At 74.4% G+C, this 16,998-nt stretch carries 14 protein-coding genes; 1 reads left to right on the forward strand and 13 read right to left on the reverse strand.

Annotated features, from left to right (window positions below; genetic code table 11):
• Nucleotides 1-86 precede the first annotated feature (86 nt).
• From BMX74_RS35680 to BMX74_RS35720, 9 genes are all read right to left on the reverse strand, one after another.
• The gene (locus BMX74_RS35680) at nt 87-776 is read right to left on the reverse strand and encodes an ABC transporter ATP-binding protein (protein ID WP_055505505.1); all 690 of its coding nucleotides are present in this window, start codon (nt 774-776) and stop codon (nt 87-89) included.
• Complete coding sequence (locus tag BMX74_RS35685) at nt 773-2,581, reverse strand: dipeptide/oligopeptide/nickel ABC transporter permease/ATP-binding protein (protein WP_091104965.1); 1,809 nt, start codon at nt 2,579-2,581, stop codon at nt 773-775. Before BMX74_RS35685 ends, BMX74_RS35680 begins: the two co-directional genes overlap by 4 nt.
• Entirely contained in the window at nt 2,581-3,525 is a 945-nt protein-coding gene (locus tag BMX74_RS35690) for an ABC transporter permease (RefSeq protein ID WP_055505507.1), read from the reverse strand. The genes BMX74_RS35685 and BMX74_RS35690 overlap by 1 nt, the downstream gene beginning before the upstream one ends.
• Entirely contained in the window at nt 3,526-5,094 is a 1,569-nt protein-coding gene (locus tag BMX74_RS35695; RefSeq protein ID WP_091104968.1) for an ABC transporter substrate-binding protein, read from the reverse strand. It abuts the gene before it with no gap.
• 96 nt (nt 5,095-5,190) lie between these two features.
• Nucleotides 5,191-6,789: a PucR family transcriptional regulator gene (locus BMX74_RS35700; RefSeq protein WP_055505509.1), complete on the reverse strand. Its 1,599-nt coding sequence runs from the start codon at nt 6,787-6,789 to the stop codon at nt 5,191-5,193.
• Nucleotides 6,790-6,815: 26 nt separating this feature from the next.
• The gene (locus BMX74_RS35705) at nt 6,816-7,655 is read right to left on the reverse strand and encodes a serine hydrolase (RefSeq protein ID WP_055505510.1); all 840 of its coding nucleotides are present in this window, start codon (nt 7,653-7,655) and stop codon (nt 6,816-6,818) included.
• Complete coding sequence (locus BMX74_RS35710; protein ID WP_055505511.1) at nt 7,648-8,973, reverse strand: serine hydrolase domain-containing protein; 1,326 nt, start codon at nt 8,971-8,973, stop codon at nt 7,648-7,650. The genes BMX74_RS35705 and BMX74_RS35710 overlap by 8 nt, the downstream gene beginning before the upstream one ends.
• Before the next feature lie 16 nt (nt 8,974-8,989).
• Nucleotides 8,990-10,303 (reverse strand): serine hydrolase domain-containing protein, encoded by a 1,314-nt coding sequence (locus BMX74_RS35715; protein WP_236714907.1) that lies wholly within the window; start codon nt 10,301-10,303, stop codon nt 8,990-8,992.
• Complete coding sequence (locus BMX74_RS35720; protein WP_091104970.1) at nt 10,267-12,117, reverse strand: S9 family peptidase; 1,851 nt, start codon at nt 12,115-12,117, stop codon at nt 10,267-10,269. Before BMX74_RS35720 ends, BMX74_RS35715 begins: the two co-directional genes overlap by 37 nt.
• Nucleotides 12,118-12,385: 268 nt before the next feature.
• Between BMX74_RS35720 and BMX74_RS35725 the strand changes: the two genes are divergently transcribed.
• Nucleotides 12,386-13,162 carry a hypothetical protein gene (locus tag BMX74_RS35725; RefSeq protein WP_055505514.1) on the forward strand — a complete coding sequence of 259 codons (777 nt, stop codon included), beginning with the start codon at nt 12,386-12,388 and terminating at the stop codon, nt 13,160-13,162.
• A 9-nt stretch (nt 13,163-13,171) separates the two neighbouring features.
• Here the strand turns inward: BMX74_RS35725 and phnE are convergent, their stop codons facing one another.
• The 4 genes from phnE to BMX74_RS35745 are packed head-to-tail and all read right to left on the reverse strand — an operon-like array spanning nt 13,172 to nt 16,903.
• Nucleotides 13,172-14,011 carry a phosphonate ABC transporter, permease protein PhnE gene (phnE, locus tag BMX74_RS35730; protein ID WP_082535254.1) on the reverse strand — a complete coding sequence of 280 codons (840 nt, stop codon included), beginning with the start codon at nt 14,009-14,011 and terminating at the stop codon, nt 13,172-13,174.
• Nucleotides 14,008-14,799 carry a phosphonate ABC transporter ATP-binding protein gene (locus BMX74_RS35735; RefSeq protein WP_082535255.1) on the reverse strand — a complete coding sequence of 264 codons (792 nt, stop codon included), beginning with the start codon at nt 14,797-14,799 and terminating at the stop codon, nt 14,008-14,010. The genes phnE and BMX74_RS35735 overlap by 4 nt, the downstream gene beginning before the upstream one ends.
• 2 nt (nt 14,800-14,801) lie before the next feature.
• The gene (locus BMX74_RS35740) at nt 14,802-15,713 is read right to left on the reverse strand and encodes a phosphate/phosphite/phosphonate ABC transporter substrate-binding protein (RefSeq protein WP_055505516.1); all 912 of its coding nucleotides are present in this window, start codon (nt 15,711-15,713) and stop codon (nt 14,802-14,804) included.
• 56 nt (nt 15,714-15,769) lie between these two features.
• Complete coding sequence (locus BMX74_RS35745) at nt 15,770-16,903, reverse strand: TIGR03364 family FAD-dependent oxidoreductase (protein ID WP_091104972.1); 1,134 nt, start codon at nt 16,901-16,903, stop codon at nt 15,770-15,772.
• Between the last annotated feature and the right edge of the window lie 95 nt (nt 16,904-16,998).

Raw genomic sequence — 16,998 nt, forward strand, 5'->3', positions numbered from 1 at the left:
GGAACAGGCGGAGCGTGAACGGGCAGGGCGGGGGCGTTCAGGGTCCCGCGCCCCGGCCGGGCGCCGCCTTGGCGGGCGGCGGCCGGTCAGGGTCTCGGTACCCGGGGCACCGCCTCGATGAGGGCGCGGGTGTAGTCGTGCGCGGGCGCGCCGATCACGTCCTCGGTGGGCCCGTGCTCGACCAGCCGCCCGTGGTGCAGCACCGCCACCTCGTCGCAGACGTAGCGGACGACGGCGAGGTTGTGCGAGATGAACAGGATCGTCACGCCCAGCTCGTCGCGCAGCGACCGCACCAGGTTGAGCACCGCGCCCTGCACCGACACGTCCAGCGCGCTGGTGATCTCGTCGGCGACCAGCAGGTCGGGCCGCGCGCCGAGGGCTCGCGCGATGGCGACGCGCTGCCGCTGCCCTCCCGACAGCTCGCGCGGGTAGCGCCCGGCCAGCTCGGCGGGCAGCGACACCAGCCCGAGCAGCCGCGCCACCTCGGCGTCGCGGGCGGCGCCGCGCAGCCCCCGCAGCCCTTCCGCCACGGACTCGCCGATCTTCATCCGGGGGTCGAGCGACGCGTACGGGTCCTGGAACACCATCTGCGGGCGGGACGCCCCGCTGACCAGCCCGGTGTGGGGCACCAGCCCGCACACGGCCCTGGCCAGCGACGACTTGCCGGACCCTGACTCGCCGACCAGGCCGACGATGTGTCCCTCGGGGACGTCCAGGCTGACGGAGTCGACGGCGGTGAACCCGCCGAACCGCACGGTCAGGTTGTCGATCCTCACGAGGCCTCCCAGCAGGCGACGAGGTGCCCGGCGCCCACCCGGGCGAGCGGCGGGCGGGAGCTTTCGCACCGCTCGCCGGCGAGGGGGCAGCGGGGGGCGAACGCGCAGCCGTCGCCGACGTCGCCGGGGGCCGGTTGGCGTCCGGGGATGCTGGCGAGCGGGCGCGACCTGTCGGTGTCCATGTCGGGCAGCGAGCCGAGCAGCGCCCGCGTGTACGGGTGGGCCGCGCCCTCAGCGAGGCGCTCCACGGGGAGTTCCTCGACGACGCGTCCCGCGTACATGACGACGACGCGGTCGCACAGCTCGCCGACGACGGCGATGTCGTGCGAGATGAACAGCACGCCCGCCCGGGTCTCCTCGGTGACCTCGCGCAGCAGCCGCAGGATCTGCCGCTGCACGGTCACGTCGAGGGCGGTCGTGGGCTCGTCCGCGATGATCAGCTTGGGCGTGCCCATGAGGCCCATCGCGATCACGGCGCGCTGCCGCATGCCGCCGGAGAGCTGGTGCGGGTGGCGGCCGGCCTGCTTCTCCGGTTCGGGCAGGTGGACGTGGCCGAGCCGGTCGACGGCGCGCCGCCGCGCCTCGGCCCGGGTGGCGCCCTGGTGCACCTGCGCCACCTCGGCGAGCTGGCCGCCGACCCGCAGGGCGGGGTTGAGCGAGGCCATCGGGTCCTGGAAGACCATGGCGAGCGAGGTGCCGAGCTCCTTCTGCGTCAGCGTGGCGGCCTCCTCGCCGGACAGCCGCAGCGCGGTGTGGGAGACGGCGCCCGGGTAGGGCACCAGGCCGCCGACGGCGGCGGCGGTCAGCGACTTGCCGCTGCCCGACTCGCCGACCAGGCCGACGATCTCGCCGGGGCCGACGCTGAGCGACACGCCGCGTACGGGGGTGACGCCGCCGGGGAAGGAGACGGTCAGCCCGCGCACGTCCAGCACGGCGTCCGGCTGGACCTCCGCCTCGTCCGGGGCGGGCGCGGCGGGCGGCGCGGCCCCGTCTGGCCGGTGGGCGGGACGGCGGGCCGCCCCCTTGGCCAGGGCGTCGCCGAGCAGGTTGAAGCCGATGCCGGCCAGGGCGACGGCGGCGGCTGGCCCGAGTGCCACCTCGGGGTTGACGTAGATGCGGCCGAACCCGTCGAACAGCAGCCGCCCCCAGTCGTAGTCGGGCGGCTGCACGCCCAGCCCGAGGAACGACATGCCGGACAGGCCCAGCAGCGCGCCGCCGAGCGCCATGGCGAGGTTCAGGATGAGCGGCTCGGCGATGTTGGGCAGGACGTGCCTGGCCAGGACGCGGTGGCGGGGCACGCCGAGCATCCTGGCGGCGGCGACGTAGTCGGCCCCCGCGACCGACGCGGCGAGCGTCTGGGTGAGCCTGGCGAAGCCGGGCGCGATGGCGGCGCCGATGCCGAGCACCGCGCCGCGCGCGCCGAGCCCGGTGACCACGGCCGTGAACATCGCCAGCAGCAGCCCGGGGAAGGCGACGAGGGCGTTGACCATGCCGGTGACGAACCGGGCGCCGCGCCGCGGCAGCACGGACGGCAGCGCGCCGAGCACGATGCCGGCGACGCCGCCGATGAGCGCGGCGGCCAGCGCGAGCAGCAGCGAGTACCGCGCGGCGACGAGCACCCGGGCGAGCAGGTCCCGGCCGAGGTTGTCGGTGCCGAACGGGTGGGCCGCCGATCCGCCCTGCAGGACGGCGGTCGCGTCGATGCGGGCCGCCTCGTCGCCCCACAGGGGCGGGCCGATCACGGCGAGCACCACCATGAGCGCGACCAGCACGGTGCCCGCGACGGCGGAGGGGGTGCGGGGCATCACGACTCCTTGACGGCCGAGGTGGGGTCGAGCATGCCGAGGACGACGTCCACGGCGAGGTTCACCACGAGCACGATGGCGCCGTAGACGAGGATCACGCCCTGGGCCACGGGGTAGTCCTTCTGCGTGATCGCCTCGACGATCTTCAGGCCGAGCCCGGGCCAGGCGAAGACGTACTCGACGAGGACGCTGCCGGTGATGAGCCCGCTGAGGAGCAGGCCGCCCATGGTGAGGGTGGCGGTGAGCGTGTTGGGCAGGACGTGCCGCAGGTGCAGCCGGGCGGCGGGCAGCCGCTTGGCCCTGGCCAGGCGGACGTAGTCGGTGCCCAGCTCGCGCAGCGTCTCGGCGCGGGCGATGCGGGAGATCATCGCGGCGGGGCCGACTGCGAGGGCGAGCACGGGCAGCACGAACGTCTCGGGGCCCGCCTTGCCGGCGGGCGGCAGGAGGTCGAGCCCGATGGCGAAGACGGCGACCAGGGCGATCGCGTACAGGAACTCGGGCACGGCCACGGCCGCCCCGGTGACCGTCCCGAAGGCGGCCTCGGTGCCCCGGTTCCTGCCGTTCTCGGTGCGCACGGCCGCCGCCATGCCGAGCGGGACGGCCACGAGCAGCGCCACCAGCGTGGCGACGAGGGCGAGCGCCAGCGTGTTGGGCAGGCGCGCGGCGATCACGTCGGTGACGGGCTCGCTGGTCAGGAAGGAGGTGCCGAGGTCGCCCGACAGCAGACCCTTGACGTAGGAGCCGAGCTGGGCGGGCAGCGGCTGGTCGAGGCCGAGCGCCGCCCGGCGGGCCTCGACCAGCTCGACCGGCGCGGCGGGGCCGAGCGCGGCGCGCACGGGGTCGCCGGGGATGAGGTGGATCATCGCGAACGAGGCGACCACCAGCACCACGAGCGACACGGCGAACCGGACGAGCCTCCGGAGCACGGGCCGGGGCAGGCGCATTCAGTGTCCTCCGGTCAGCCTGATCGTGGCCGGGTCGAACAGCCCGGCCGTGGTCTTGAAGGTGGCGCCCTTGGCGGCGACCAGCGTGGTCCTCTCCACGACCGGCACCAGGTCGACGTTGTCGAACAGGGCGGACTCCGCCTGCTGCCACAGCGCGCAGCCGGCCTCGCCGGGGGTGCCCATGGCCTGGGCGACGAGCTTGTCGTAGCGCTCGTTGGCGAGGTGGGCGAAGTTGGCGCCCTTGGGGGCGGCGGGGCCGGACAGGAACCCGATGAGCTGCGACGGCAGGGTGACGCCGATCGGCAGCCAGATGGCGTCCCAGTCCTGGGTGGCGTTGAGCGACTCGGCCAGCTTGGTGTCGAGCACGCCGTTGAGCTTCACCTCGACGCCGATCTTCTGCCAGGTGGCGGCCATGTACTCCACGCCCGCCTGGACGCCGGGCCCGCGCGTGGTGGAGTACAGCAGGCGCAGGGTCAGCCGCTTGCCGTCCTTGACCCGCACGCCGTCGGTGCCGGCCTTCCAGCCTGCCGCGTCGAGCGCGGAGGCCGCGGCGGCGGCGTCGAAGGCCGGGACGTGGCCGGTGACGCTGTCGCCCCGGCACGGCCGGGGTTCGAGCACGAGGCCGGTGGCGGGCTTGGAGACTGCGCCGCCGGTGACGATGCCGCCCAGCTCCTTGAGGTTGAGCGCCTGCGTGAGGGCCTTGCGCACCGCGAGGTCCTTGCCGGGCCTGTCGTCTCCCTGGTGGAAGAAGAACTGCTCGTTGCCCGACATCGGGTGCTCCTTGGCGACGCCGGGGGCGGCCTCGACGCGGGCGCGGTCGGGGCCGTTGAACTGGGCGCCGTTGAGGGTTCCTGCCAGCAGGAGGTTCGCGGCGGTCTGCTCGTTCGGCACGACCTTGAGCACGACCTGGGCGGGCAGGTCCTTCGCGGTGGCCCCGCCGGCGCCCCAGGCGTAGTCCCTGCGGACCTTGAACGTGTAGTGGTCGCCGGGCACGGCCTCCGACAGCACGTACGGGCCGGAGCCCGATGTGCCCCGGGTGAGCATCGACCGGTCCTTCAGCCCCTTGCCGCAGGCGACGAACAGGATGCGGGAGCTCTCCAGGATGAAGCCGAACGGCTCGGGGGTCTTCAGCGTGACGGTGCCGGCGGCGTCGTCGGCCTCGGCCTTCATGCCGGCGGGCACGATCACCCCGTAGATCGGGGACTTGGTGGCCGGGTCGGCGATGTGGTTGACGTTCTCCGCGACGTCCGACGGGGTCAGCTTGGAGCCGTCCGAGCAGGTGACGTCCTTGCGGAGGGTGAAGGTCACGGCCTCCGGCCGCACGTCCCATTTCTCGGCGAGGCCCGGGATGATCCGGCCTGAGTCGTCGGCGCCGACGAGCGTGTCGTAGGCGAGGGACAGGACCTGGTTGGTGACCGACATCAGGCCCATGGCGGGGTCGAGCCCGCCCGGGTCGGCGGTGAGGGCGTAGGTGAACGTGCCGTCCGAGGCGGGCCCGGCCGCGGGAGTGCCGCCGCCGCACGCCGCCGTGAACAGGGCGAGCGCGGCGATCGCTGCTGCTCTTCTCATGAAGGACTCCGCAGGTGGGGGGGATTTGCTCCACCCTGTCCGCTTGCCGTTCCCCGTTCTTCGTGGCGGCCCACGAAATGTGCAGGAGGGCTCGTGCTACTGCCCGAAGATCCTCATCTGCAGCATCACGGTGAGCCTGGCGTCGGGGTCGGACAGGTCGAGCCCGCTGATCTCGACCAGCCGCTTGAGCCGATACCTGAACGTGTTGGGGTGGACGTGCACCTGGGCCGAGGCCAGGTTGACGTCGCCGAACGCGTCGAGGTAGGCCCGCAGCGTGCTGACGAGTTCGCTGCCGTGCTCCCTGTCGTGGGCGATCAGCCGCTGGTACGGCCCCGTGGGGGTCTGCTCCTCGGCGTTGGCCACGTCGGCCACCTGGAGCAGCAGCGACTCGAAGTGGACCGTGCTGTAGCCGGCCGCCTCGCCGGTGGCGTTCCTCGCACGCAGCACGCGCAGCGCCCGGTCGGCGTCGGCGCGGGACCTGGTGACCTGCGGCAGGCTGGCGGCCAGCCTGCCGACGCCCACGTTGGCGGTGTGCCGCGGGCCGACCCTGGCGAGGAAGCTCTGCGCTACGTGCACCGCCCGCGCCTCCTCGTCGCCGGCGCGCGACGGGTCGCCGGGGTTGAGCGGCAGCACCGCGTAGGCCACCGAGCCGACGGGCGCGGCCGCCGCCTTCGGGTGGATGGCGGCGACGTGCAGGGCGAGCGCGTCGCAGAAGCGCTGCCTGTCGCCCTCCGCGCGGGCGGGGTCGACGCCCGGCGGGTCGATGAGCTGGGCGGCGAGCACGCACAGGCGCTGCGTGGCGATGCCGAGCCTGCCCGCGGCCTCGGCGGCGTCGGCGCCGCCCGCGAGGACGGTGGACAGCAGGTCGGCGCGCAGCCTGCGCTGCGTGTCGGCCCCGGCCCGCTCGCGCAGGAGCTGCAGCGCGACGATCTTGGCGGCGTCGGCGAGCGCGCGCTGCCGCTGCGGCGTCAGCGGCTCGCGCACCGCCGCCCAGATCGAGCCGAGGATCTCGTCGCCGGAGCGCACCGCCATCGCGACCCGGTTGATGCTGTCGCCGTCGAGCTCGATGTAGACCGGCTCGCGGCCCTGGTAGAGCTGCTTGAAGACGCCGCGGTCCTCCAGCATGCGCCGGTAGCGCGGAGGCACCTGGCGGCCGAGGACGGTCTCCACCCGTCCAGGGTCGGCCTCCTCCTGCCGGCCCGAGAACGCCAGCACCCGCGACGACCTGTCCTCGATGGTGACGGGCGCGTCGAGCAGCGCGCACACCGCGTTGGCCAGCGAGAACAGGTCGCCCTGCGGCCCTTCGCCGGGCTCCGACAGGTCGCCCTCGGCCAGGAGCGAGCGCAGCAGGGCGACGATCTGCGCCCAGGACGCCGCCCTGGTCAGGCCGAGCACCGCCACGCCCGTCTCCAGGACCGTGGCGCGGACCTGCTCGTCCACGTCCACCGGGAGCTTCACCACCACGCCGGCGGCGCCGCGCGCCGACTGCAGCAGGGCGCTGATCTCGGGCGCCCCGCGCACGCCGACGCCGAGCACGATCGCGCCCGGCTGCACGAGCGGCTCGTCGAACGGGTCGTGGATGTGCACGCCGGTGACCTCGGCGTCGAGGTCACCGGGAGAGGCTGCCACGTCGAGGACAGTGCTGCCCAGGTCGTGCAGGATCCGCCCGAGGCTGGCACGCGGACGGTTGTTCATCGGCTCACCATACGCGCAGGCTGCCATCACGCGCGCAGGCGGTCCACCGCGACCCTGGCCGCGCGCCCGATGGCGGCGTCGGCCGCCGGGTGCCGGAAGCCGAGCGCCGCGGTGCGGACGAACACCGCGACGGCGTACCGCTTGCCGTCGGGGTACTCGACGACGGCCGCCTCGTTGCGGACGCCCCACAGCGTGCCCGTCTTGCCGGAGACCTTCACCTCGTCGCCGAACCCGGAGGCGAGCCGGTGCGGCCACACCTGCCTGCTCATGATCGCGCGCACCTCGGCGCACGCTTCGGCGGGACCCGCCTCGTCCCGCCAGATCATGCTGAGCAGCGTGGTCGTCTCGCGGGGCGTCGCCGACGTGGTCCGTTCGGGGTCGCGCACCGCGAGCCGCCTGACCTGCTCGTCACGCAGCTCCTCCAGGTCGACGTCGCCCAGCTCGGCCCTGATCTGGTCGAACAGCTCGGCGCAGCCGCCGATCAGCCGCGTGCGGGTCAGGCCGAGCCCGGCGAGCGTGGCCTGCACGCGCTCCAGGCCGACCCTGCGCAGCAGCACGTCGGTGGCGGCGTTGTCGCTGAGCGTCAGCATCAGGTGGGCGAGGTCCCTGAGCGTGAGCGAGACGTCATCGGCGCAGCCCGAGACGCCGATCCCGCCGTCCTTGTCGGCGGCGGTGACGGTGAGTCGCTCGGTGCGGTCCAGTTCCCCGGCCGCCGCCTGCCTGGCGTACTCCAGCGCGATGGGGATCTTGAACACCGAGGCGAGGACGACCGGCTCGTCGGGGTCGAGCCCGGTCTCGGCGTCTGCGTCGACGTCCCTGGCGTGCACGAAGCCCCGCGCGCCCGCGGCGTCGAAGATCTCACGCACGGGGCACGGCCCGGCTGTTGTGCAGGTACGCGGCCACCCCGTCGCGCATGACGAAGGTGACGCTGTCGTGCACGCCGTCCTCCGCCTCCACCGCGACGAACGAGTCGCCCGAGTGGTGGACGTACGTGGTGGTGCTGCGCGTCGCGCCCATGTCCTGCATGAGCTCGCCGGGCACCAGCGTGATCGCCAGCCCGCCGTCCGGCGTCCCTTCGACCTCCCACACGGCCGTCGGCCCCTCGTACACGCCGGTGTACGGCGCGAGGTCCACCGTCTGCGGCGACTCGGGCGGCACCGGCAGGTCGGGCAGGTCGAGGCCGGTGGTCTCCCTGATGAGGGGGAGCGCCAGGTCGGTGATGAGCCCGGCGAAGCCGCCGCCGTTGGCGCTCATGGCGAGGACGACGCCCGACTCCGGCATGATCCGCCAGAACGTGCTCTGGCCGACGGTGCCGCCGTCGTGGCCGTAGGCCCCCCAGTCGAACAGCTCGAACCCGAGGCCCCACCCCGAGCCCAGCAGCCCCGACACGCCGGGGACGGACACCTGCTGCTCGCGCATGGCGGCGACCGTCTCCTCCGACAGCACCCGGTCGCCGCTCTCCGACAGGCCTCCCGCCAGGAACATCCGGCCGAAGCGGACCAGTTCGCGCGGCGTGAGGCACATGGTGGACCCCGCGGGCGCGTTGGAGCGGGGCATCTGCCACTGCCTGTGGACCGTCCGGTCCGGCCCGAGGTGCCCCACGGCCGTCCTGAACAGCACGGCCTCCTCGCCCAGCAGCGCGGCGTGGGTGACGCCGAGCGGGGCGTACAGGTGGTCGCGCACCGCCTGCTCCCAGGTGGTGCCGCGCAGCCGGGCCACGATCGCGCCCAGCACGCAGTAGCCGGCGTTGCAGTACGAGAACATGGCTCCCGGCGCGTGGACGTGCCCGGCGCCCCGCAGGTACCCCATGTACTGGTCGAGGCAGTCGTCGCCGCGCCCGGTGTCCTCGAACAGGTCGCCGTCGAACCCGCCGGTGTGCGAGAGCAGCTGCCTGACGGTGACCACGGCGCCGTCGGCCACGGCGAACTCGGGCAGGTAGTCGGTCACCGGCCGGTCCAGCTCGACCAGCCCCTCCTCGACGAGCTGCATGACGAGGGCGGCCGTCCAGACCTTCGTGGTGGACCCGACCTGGAACAGGCTGTCGGTGGTGGTCTCGACCCCGGTGTCGCGGTTGACCACGCCGGTGGCGGCCTCGTGCAGCTCGCCGTCCACGTACAGGGCGATGGCCGCCCCGGGAACGCCGTGCGCGCGGGCCGCCTCTGCGAGACGCTCGGTCAGTTTCATTCGTCCTCCCGGACGCTCAGGCGGTCTTGGGGGTGGCGCGGACGCCGAGGTGCAGGTAGGGGGTGCCGTCGGCGAGCTCGTAGAACACACCGGAGGTCCAGTCGGGCTCACCGGGGCGGCGGACGACGAACGTCACGTCGTCCACGGCGACGCCGTCGAGCTCCATGGGCTCCTGGAGCGCGGCGAGGGCGCCGGTCGCCTCCATGCGCAGCCGCAGGCCGCCGTCGCGGACGGTGATCGTCATGCGGGCGCCGACCCGCTCGTAGACGCCGGCGTGGCGCGTCAGGTCCACGTCCACGGGCTCGGCGGGCGGGCCGAGCGTGGGGGGCACGGTGATGCCGTCCAGCTCGGCGAACAGCTCGGTGGCCACCCGGTGGGTGAACGCGCCGCTGTGGCCGCCGTTGGCGGTGACGCACACGACCGTGCCGGTGTCGGGCACCACCCACAGCATGGCGTGCTGGCCGATCGTGTTGCCGCCGTGCGAGACGACCAGGTGACCGTCCCACTCGTCGAGGATCCAGCCGATCCCCCACTGCCTGCCCAGCGTGTACGGGTTCGGGATGTCGACCTGCGGCTCCCACATCGCCCGCGGGTTCTCCAGCAGGCCACCCTCCAGGTGGGCCCGGCCGAAGGCCACCACGTCCGCCGGGCTCGCGCAGATCAGGCCCGCCGGGCCGACCGAGCGCATCAGGCCCCAGACGGGGGCGGTCTTCCCGTCCTCGACGTGGCCCATCGCGGCGCGGAAGCGCAGCACGTCCTCCGGCAGCGTCCAGGTGTGCGCCAGGCCCAGCGGCTCGGCGATCTCCTCGCGCAGCACGTCGTCCCACCGCTTGCCGGACAGCACCTCCAGCACCCGCCCCGCGATGACGAACCCCGAGTTGCAGTACGACTGGGTCGCCCCCAGCGGGTGGTTCTGCGCCAGGTCCGCGCAGGCGGCCACGTACTTCTCCAGGCAGTCGTCACCGCGTCCCGTGTCGAGGAACAGGTCGCCGTCGATGCCGCTGGTGTGCGACAGCAGGTGCCGGATCGTCACCCGCTTGCTGACGTCCGGGTCGGCCACGGCGAAGCCGGGCAGCACCTCGGCCACCGGGGTGTCCAAGGTCAGCTCGCCCCGCTCGACGCGCATCATGAGCAGGGTGGCCGTCCACACCTTGGTGACGGAGCCGATCTGGTAGAGCGCGTCCGGGGTCGCCTCGACCCCGGTGTCGCGGTTGAGCGTCCCGGCGGCGAACTCGTGCAGCTCGCCCCGGTGCAGGTACGCCAGGGCGGCCCCCGGCACTTCGAATTCCTCGATCAGCTCGGCGAGCCGCTGACCCATTGCTCCAGCCACGCGACGATCCTTTCGTTGTAGTCGTAGCGGTGTGACGGCCGTCCGTTCAGGGGGAACAGGTGTGACGCGCCCGGGTAACGCACGAGCCGCACCGGCACGCCCTGCTCGCGCAGCGCGGCGAACCACTGCTCGGCCTGGCCGACCGGGCAGCGGTCGTCCGCCTCGCCGTGCAGGAGCAGCGTAGGCGTCGTCACCTGGGAGACGTTGGTCATGGGCGACTGCGCGGCCACGTCGCCCGCGCACTCGTACGTCTTGATGAGCGCTCCGGCGTCCGAGGTGCCGGACATGCTCATCAGGTCGCTGACGCAGCCCCCGGGGACGGCGGCCTTGAAGCGGTCCGTCCTGGAGGTGAGCCAGCAGGACATGTAGCCGCCGTAGCTGTAGCCGGCGACGGCCAGCCGGTCGGGGTCGGCGACGCCCTCGGCCACCAGCGTGTCCACGGCCGACAGGAAGTCCTGCTCGTCGGCCAGGCCCCAGGCGCCGACCGCGGCGGTGTAGAACGCCTCGCCGTACCCGTCGCTGGCGCGCGGGTTGAGCGTGAGGATCGTCCAGCCGCGCGCGGCGAGCACCTGGTGGTAGAGGTGGGCGCCGTCGAAGGCGGGCGCCCAGGCGTTGTGCGGCCCTCCGTGCACGTCCAGCAGCAGCGGGCCGGGGCCCTCGCGCGTCTCGTCGCGCAGCACGAACCCCTCGACGCGCGTGCCGTCCGGCGCGGTGAACAGGCGGGCGCGCGGCGTGAACAGCTCGACGTCCGCCAGGGCGTACGCGGTCAGCGGCTCGCCGTCGAGGTAGACCTCGCCCGGCCCGTACGGGTCGGCCGCCACGTAGGCGACCCGGCCCCCGGCGACGCTGACGCCGGAGACGGTGAGGTCGCCGCCTGCGATCTTCAGCGCGGGGCCGTCGCCAGACAGCCGGTAGACGTGCGTGCTGCCCCGGTCGCGGGCGCAGAACAGCAGGTCGTCGCCGAGCCGGGCGGGCGTGGCGCCCGGGTAGCCGGGGGCGCCGGTCATGACGTTGCGGTCGAGGCCCGTCCGCAGCTCCTCCAGCCCGCCGGGGCCGAGCGTGTACAGGCGGGTGTGGCCGACCGTGGCGGGCAGCCCGGCGACGACGAGGCGGTCGCCCAGCCACCAGGCGCCCGTGCAGATGATCTCGGGCCCGGTGAGCCGCTCGGGCTCGCCGGGCGACTCGGCGCCGGCGTCCACCGCGTACACGGCACTCTCGGGCGCCAGGTCGCGGTCGGGTGCCATGCCCGCGGTGAACGCCAGCCGCTTGCCGTCGGGCGACCAGGCGGGCTCGCCCGCGTGGAAGCCGCCCTCGGTCAGCTGGACGGTCTCGCCGGTCGCCACGTCGGTGACGAACAGGTGGGTGGTCAGCCCGCGCAGCAGCCCCACCCCGTCCGCCTTGAACTCCAGCGTGTCGGCCACGACCGGGGCCGACGGGTCGGGGTCGCCGTGCGGCGCGGCGTAGGCGACGCGGCCGCCGTCGGGCGACCAGACGGCCGCGCCCGAGCCCAGCGGCGCCCGGGTGAGGGGGCGCGGCTCTCCGCCGTCCATGGGCAGCAGGTGGATCTGGGGGCGGCCCTCGACCGGGCGCAGGAACGCGAGCCTCCGGCCGTCGGGCGACCAGCGGGGCGCGCTGCCGGCGGCCAGGCGGCGCGGCTCGGCGCCGGGGACGGCGAGCCAGATCTCGGTGACGTTCTCGTCGGAGTCGCGGCCGGCGGTGGTCAGCGTGTAGGCGACGGCGCCGCCGTCGGGGCGCAGCCGCGGATCGGAGGGGACCGCGAGGCGGTAGAGGTCGTCGAGCGCGAGGCGTGGCATGTCCGCACGGTAGGCGCCGGTGCGCGGCGGCAGCTATGGGGCGTCGTACGAACGGAGGCGGTCGCGTTGTGCTGCCGCCCAAACGGGGAGAGCAGGGGCGGCGGGAGACGCGACGGAGTCCGTGCCCGGACGCCGCGCCGGGCCCGCGGCCGGGCGGGGCCCTGGGGCGGCTCCACGAAAGCCGGGCCCGTCTTGGTGATCCCGCACGAATCCCCTGCCCACCGCGATGACATAACGTCACCCCCGGTGTGACGGAAGGGGGCGGCCGGTGGTCGCGGTCAGGGAGCTCCACGCACTCGCCGACTTCGAGCGGGTGTACGCGCTGTTCGAGGACATCTGGGGATTCCACCCGGAGGAACAGCCGGTCAACGTGCCGATGATGCGCGCGCTCGCGCACAGCGGCGGCTACGTCGCGGGCGCGTTCGACGGCGACCTGCTGGTGGGCGCCTCGGTCGGGTTCCTCGCGGCGGGCGCCGCGCTGCACTCCCACATCACGGGCAGCGCGACGTCGGGACGGGGCGTCGGCCTGGCGCTCAAGCGGCACCAGCGCGCCTGGGCGCTGGAGCGCGGCCTCGAACGCATCACCTGGACCTACGACCCGCTCGTGCGCCGCAACGCCCATTTCAACCTGGTGAAGCTGGGCGCGCGGCCGACCGAGTACCTGCCGCGCTTCTACGGCGAGATGGCCGACGCCATCAACGCGGGCGACGACTCCGACCGGGTGCTGGCCGTCTGGGAGCTGTCGGCGCCGCACGTGGAGACCCTGGCCCTCGGCGGGCACCCGGTCCCTCCCCCGGTCGAGGGGGCCGCGGTCGCGCTGGCGGCCGAGGGCGGGCACCCGGTGGCGCGGCCCGCGGGCACGGCGACCGTGCTCGTCGCCGTGCCCGAGGACGTCGAGGCGCTGCGCCGCGCCGACCCGGGGGCCACCAAGGCGTGGCGGGTGGCCGTCCGCGAGACGCTGGGCGGCCTGCTGGAGGCGGGCGGCAGGGTGACGGGCTTCCACGACAAGGCGTACTACGTCGTGGAACGCTTCCAGGAACGCTGAAAGCCGGGCTCAGGCGCCGATGCGGCGCCGTACGTGGGCGGAGAGCTGGTCCACGGCGACGACGAGCACCATCACGAGCATGAGGTGGGTGACCATCTCGCCGAAGCGGAACAGCTTGATCGACTGGTTGACGAGGAACCCGATGCCGCCCGCGCCGACCAGGCCGAGCACCAGCGACGAGCGCACGTTGACGTCGAAGCGGTAGAGCAGCAGCCCGACGAACTGCGGCACGACCGAGGGCAGCACGGCGTGCGCCGCCACCTGCGTGCCGGAGGCGCCGCTGACGCGCAGCGCGTCGCGCGGCCCGAGGTCGATCTCCTCCATCGCCTCGGCCCACAGCTTCCCCATCACGCCGGTGTTGTGGAAGATCAGCGCCAGCACGCCCGCGAACGGCCCCAGCCCGACAGCCGTGACGAAGACCAGCGCGAAGACGACGTCGGGCACGGCGCGCAGGAACGACAGCACCGACCGCGCCGCCTGGTAGGCCCACCGGTTCGGCGTGGTCGTACGGGCCGCGAGCAGCGCCAGCACCAGCGCCGACGGCACCGACAGGGTGGTGCCGAGCAGCCCGATGGCGAGCGTGACGAGCGCGGCCCGCGCGCCGGTGAGCAGCACGCCGGCCGACAGGTCGGGCGGCAGCGCCTGCTCCAGGAAGTCGGCCATGCCGCGCCAGCCCTGCAGCAGCGCCACGGGGGAGAACTCGGTGCCGCGCCAGGCGAGCACGTGGGCGGCCACCACGAGGACGGCGACGGCGGCGGTGGCCGCGGAGACGGGCCGCCTGCGCGGCGGCGCGGGCGCGGCGCCGCCCGGCAGGGGGCCGGCGCCCGCGGAGGTCGCTGCTCTGCTCATGAGGCTTCCAGGTGGGTGAGTCGGAGGTCGGGGACGTAGAGGGCGTCGACGTCGGCGGCGGTGAGCCGGGAGGCGGGCGCGTCGACCACCGCCCGCCCGGCGACCAGACCGACCACGCGGTCGGCGTGCCGCGCGGCCAGCGCGGGCTGGTGGAGCACCGCCGCGATGGCGAGCCCCTGGTCGCGGGCGAGCTCGGCCAGCAGCGACACGACCTGGTCGGCGGCGGCCGGGTCGAGCGCCGACACCGGCTCGTCCGCGAGGATGATCTCGGCCCGCTGGCAGAGCGCGCGGGCGATCGCGACGCGCTGCTGCTGGCCGCCGGACAGCCTCCCCGCGGGCTCGGCGGCGCGGTCCGCCATGCCGACGCGGTCGAGACAGGCCATGGCCTCCTCGCGCAGTTCCCGGGGGAACAGGGCGGGGGTGAGCGAGTGGCGCAGCGGCAGCCGGCCCAGCGCGCCCGCGCAGACGTTGTCGAGGGCGCTGCGGCGGCGTACCAGGTGGATCTGCTGGAACACCATCGCGGTGCGGCGCCGCAGCTCCGCCGACCCGGCGTCGCCCGCCGGCCCCACCTCGCGGCCGTGGACGAGGACCGTCCCGCCGTCCGGCGTCTCCAGCCCGACGACGCAGCGCAGCGCGGTGGACTTGCCGCAGCCGTTCGCGCCGAGCACCGCGACGAACTCGCCCGCCGCGACGTCCAGGTCGAGGGAGTCGAGCACGGTCCTGCCCGAGTAGGACTTGCGCAGGCCCCTCACGGCGAGCGCGGGGGCGCCGGCTCCCTGGGCGGCCACCGTCAGACGTCCTTCTCGGTCAGGCCGAGCGTGGTGGCGAGGTCGAACAGCGGCTTGTACGTCTGCTCGGTCACCCTGACGAGCGGTCCGGGCGGGTCGACGTCGAGGAAGGCGCCGACCTTGGCGACGTCGGCGGGTTCCAGCTCCACGAGCGCCTTGGCGACCGCCTCGCGGAAGGCGGGGTCGAGCCTGCCCGACACGGTGATCGGGTCGTTGGGGACGGGCTCCGACTTCCAGATCTGGCGGTACTTCGCCGGGTCGAACGTGCCGGCGGCCCGCGCGGTGGCGAGCTGCTGGCTGTTGATCTCGGCGGCGTCCACCTTGCCGTTGACGAGGGCGAGCAGCGCCTCGGGGTGGCCGCCCGCGTAGTCGATCTTGACGGACGACTCGGCCACGCCCTGGGTCTTGAGCGCGTACCTGGGGAGCGCGTCGCCGGAGGCCGACCCGGCGCTGGACAGCGCGAGCGACCTGCCCGCCAGGTCCTTGACCGAGGTGATCGGCGAGCCGGTGGGCACCCAGATGCCGGCGGTGTAGCTGGTCAGCGCGCCCTTGGCGTCGGCGAACGAGGCCACCGCCTGCGCCCCGGCCAGCCTGCTGGCGAAGACGTACCCGAGCGGCCCGAACTCGGCCAGCTCCAGCTGGCCGTTGCGCATGGCGAGCACCTCGGCCGAGTAGTCGTCGACGATCTTCAGCTCGACGGGGCAGTCCAGCTTGCGCTGGAGCGCGGCGGCGAGGGTCTCGTAGGCGGGCTTGAGCTTGGCGGGGTCCTCGTACGGCTCGACGCCGAAGCGGATCCTGCCGCCCGGGCAGGTCGCGGCGGAGGCGCCGGACGTCCCGGCGTCACCGCCGCAGCCGGCGAGCAGCAGCAGCGCGGGGGCGAGCGCCGCGGCCGCGAGGAAGGGTCGTGCGCGCATGGGTCTCTTTCTCCAGTGCGGGGTTCGGGGGAACTGTCGGGGACTTCGGGGACGGGTCAGCGCAGCAGGTCGTCGAGGACCTCGGGGGCCAGGCCGAGCGCGGTGGTCATGCCGACGCCGGAGGTCACGGAGACCACGCGGACGCCGGGCTCGGGCGCGGCCACGAGGAACGGCTCCGGCGCGGAGGCGTAGACGCCGCGCCAGCGCTCGCGCACCGTGAGGCGTTCGACGCCGAGCAGTCGTGCGGTCTCGGCGAGGACGTGCCGGTCGGTCTCCTCGTCGTTGAACGGTTCGAGCGTGGCGGCGTAGGCGTGGGTGTCGCCGATGGTGAGGTCGCCGTCGGGGCGCTGGGTGAACATGAGGTTCAGCCCGATGGCGGCAAGCGCCGGGTGGTCGCTCTCCAGCCGGCCGCGCAGCGCGGGCAGCGTGGGGCAGGCGGCGAACCCGCCGTAGCGCAGCAGCGAGAAGCCGGTGAGCACGGCCGGGTCGACGCGGCGGCCGTGCGGGTCGGCCACGCGCAGCATGTGCAGGGCGCAGCGGCGCACCCCCGCCTGTTCTGCGAGGGCGGGGAAGTGCCGGTCCACGTCGTGGCCGACGGCCACGACGACCCGGCCCGCCGCGATCGCGCCGCGGCTGGTGCCCACCAGCCCGGGTTCCACGGTGTGCGCGGTGGTCGCCCAGTGGAACCGCACGCCGCGGGAGGCGAGCCAGGCGGCGACGGCGTGCGCCGCCTCGCGCGGGTCCACCCGCACGTCCAGGGGCAGCAGGGCCCCGCCGACCACGCCGGCGCCCGCGGGCACCCGGTCCGCGACCTGGGCTCGGTCGAGGAGCACGACGTGGCCGTCGCGCCGCGCGGCGAACTCCTCCAGCACGGCGTACTCGTCGTCGGCGCGGGCGACGACGACGGTGCCCGCCTCGCGCAGCCAGAAGCCCGCCTGCGCGGCCAGGCGCAGCCAGGAGGTCCTGGCCGCCAGGGCGTAGCGGAGGGCGTCGCCGTCCTGGGCGGTGAAGCAGCCGTGGCCGAAGTTGCGGACGGAGGCGCCGGTGGCGCGCTCGTCCCGCTCGACGACGGCGACGGACAGCCCGCGGCGCACGGCGTCGGCGGCGTGGGCGAGGCCGACGATGCCCGCGCCGACGACGACCAGATCGGCGGAGCCGAGGGACCCGCCCACGGAATGGCGACTTGTCATGACAAGTACGGTGGCGGCCTCCGCCGGTCGGCGTCAACCACCGGAAGCGACATGTCACCACTTGTTTCCCTGGATGTCATTTGCCCACGTAGAAC

It is taken from the genome of Nonomuraea pusilla (assembly GCF_900109355.1).
In the GTDB taxonomy this organism is placed as follows: domain Bacteria; phylum Actinomycetota; class Actinomycetes; order Streptosporangiales; family Streptosporangiaceae; genus Nonomuraea; species Nonomuraea pusilla.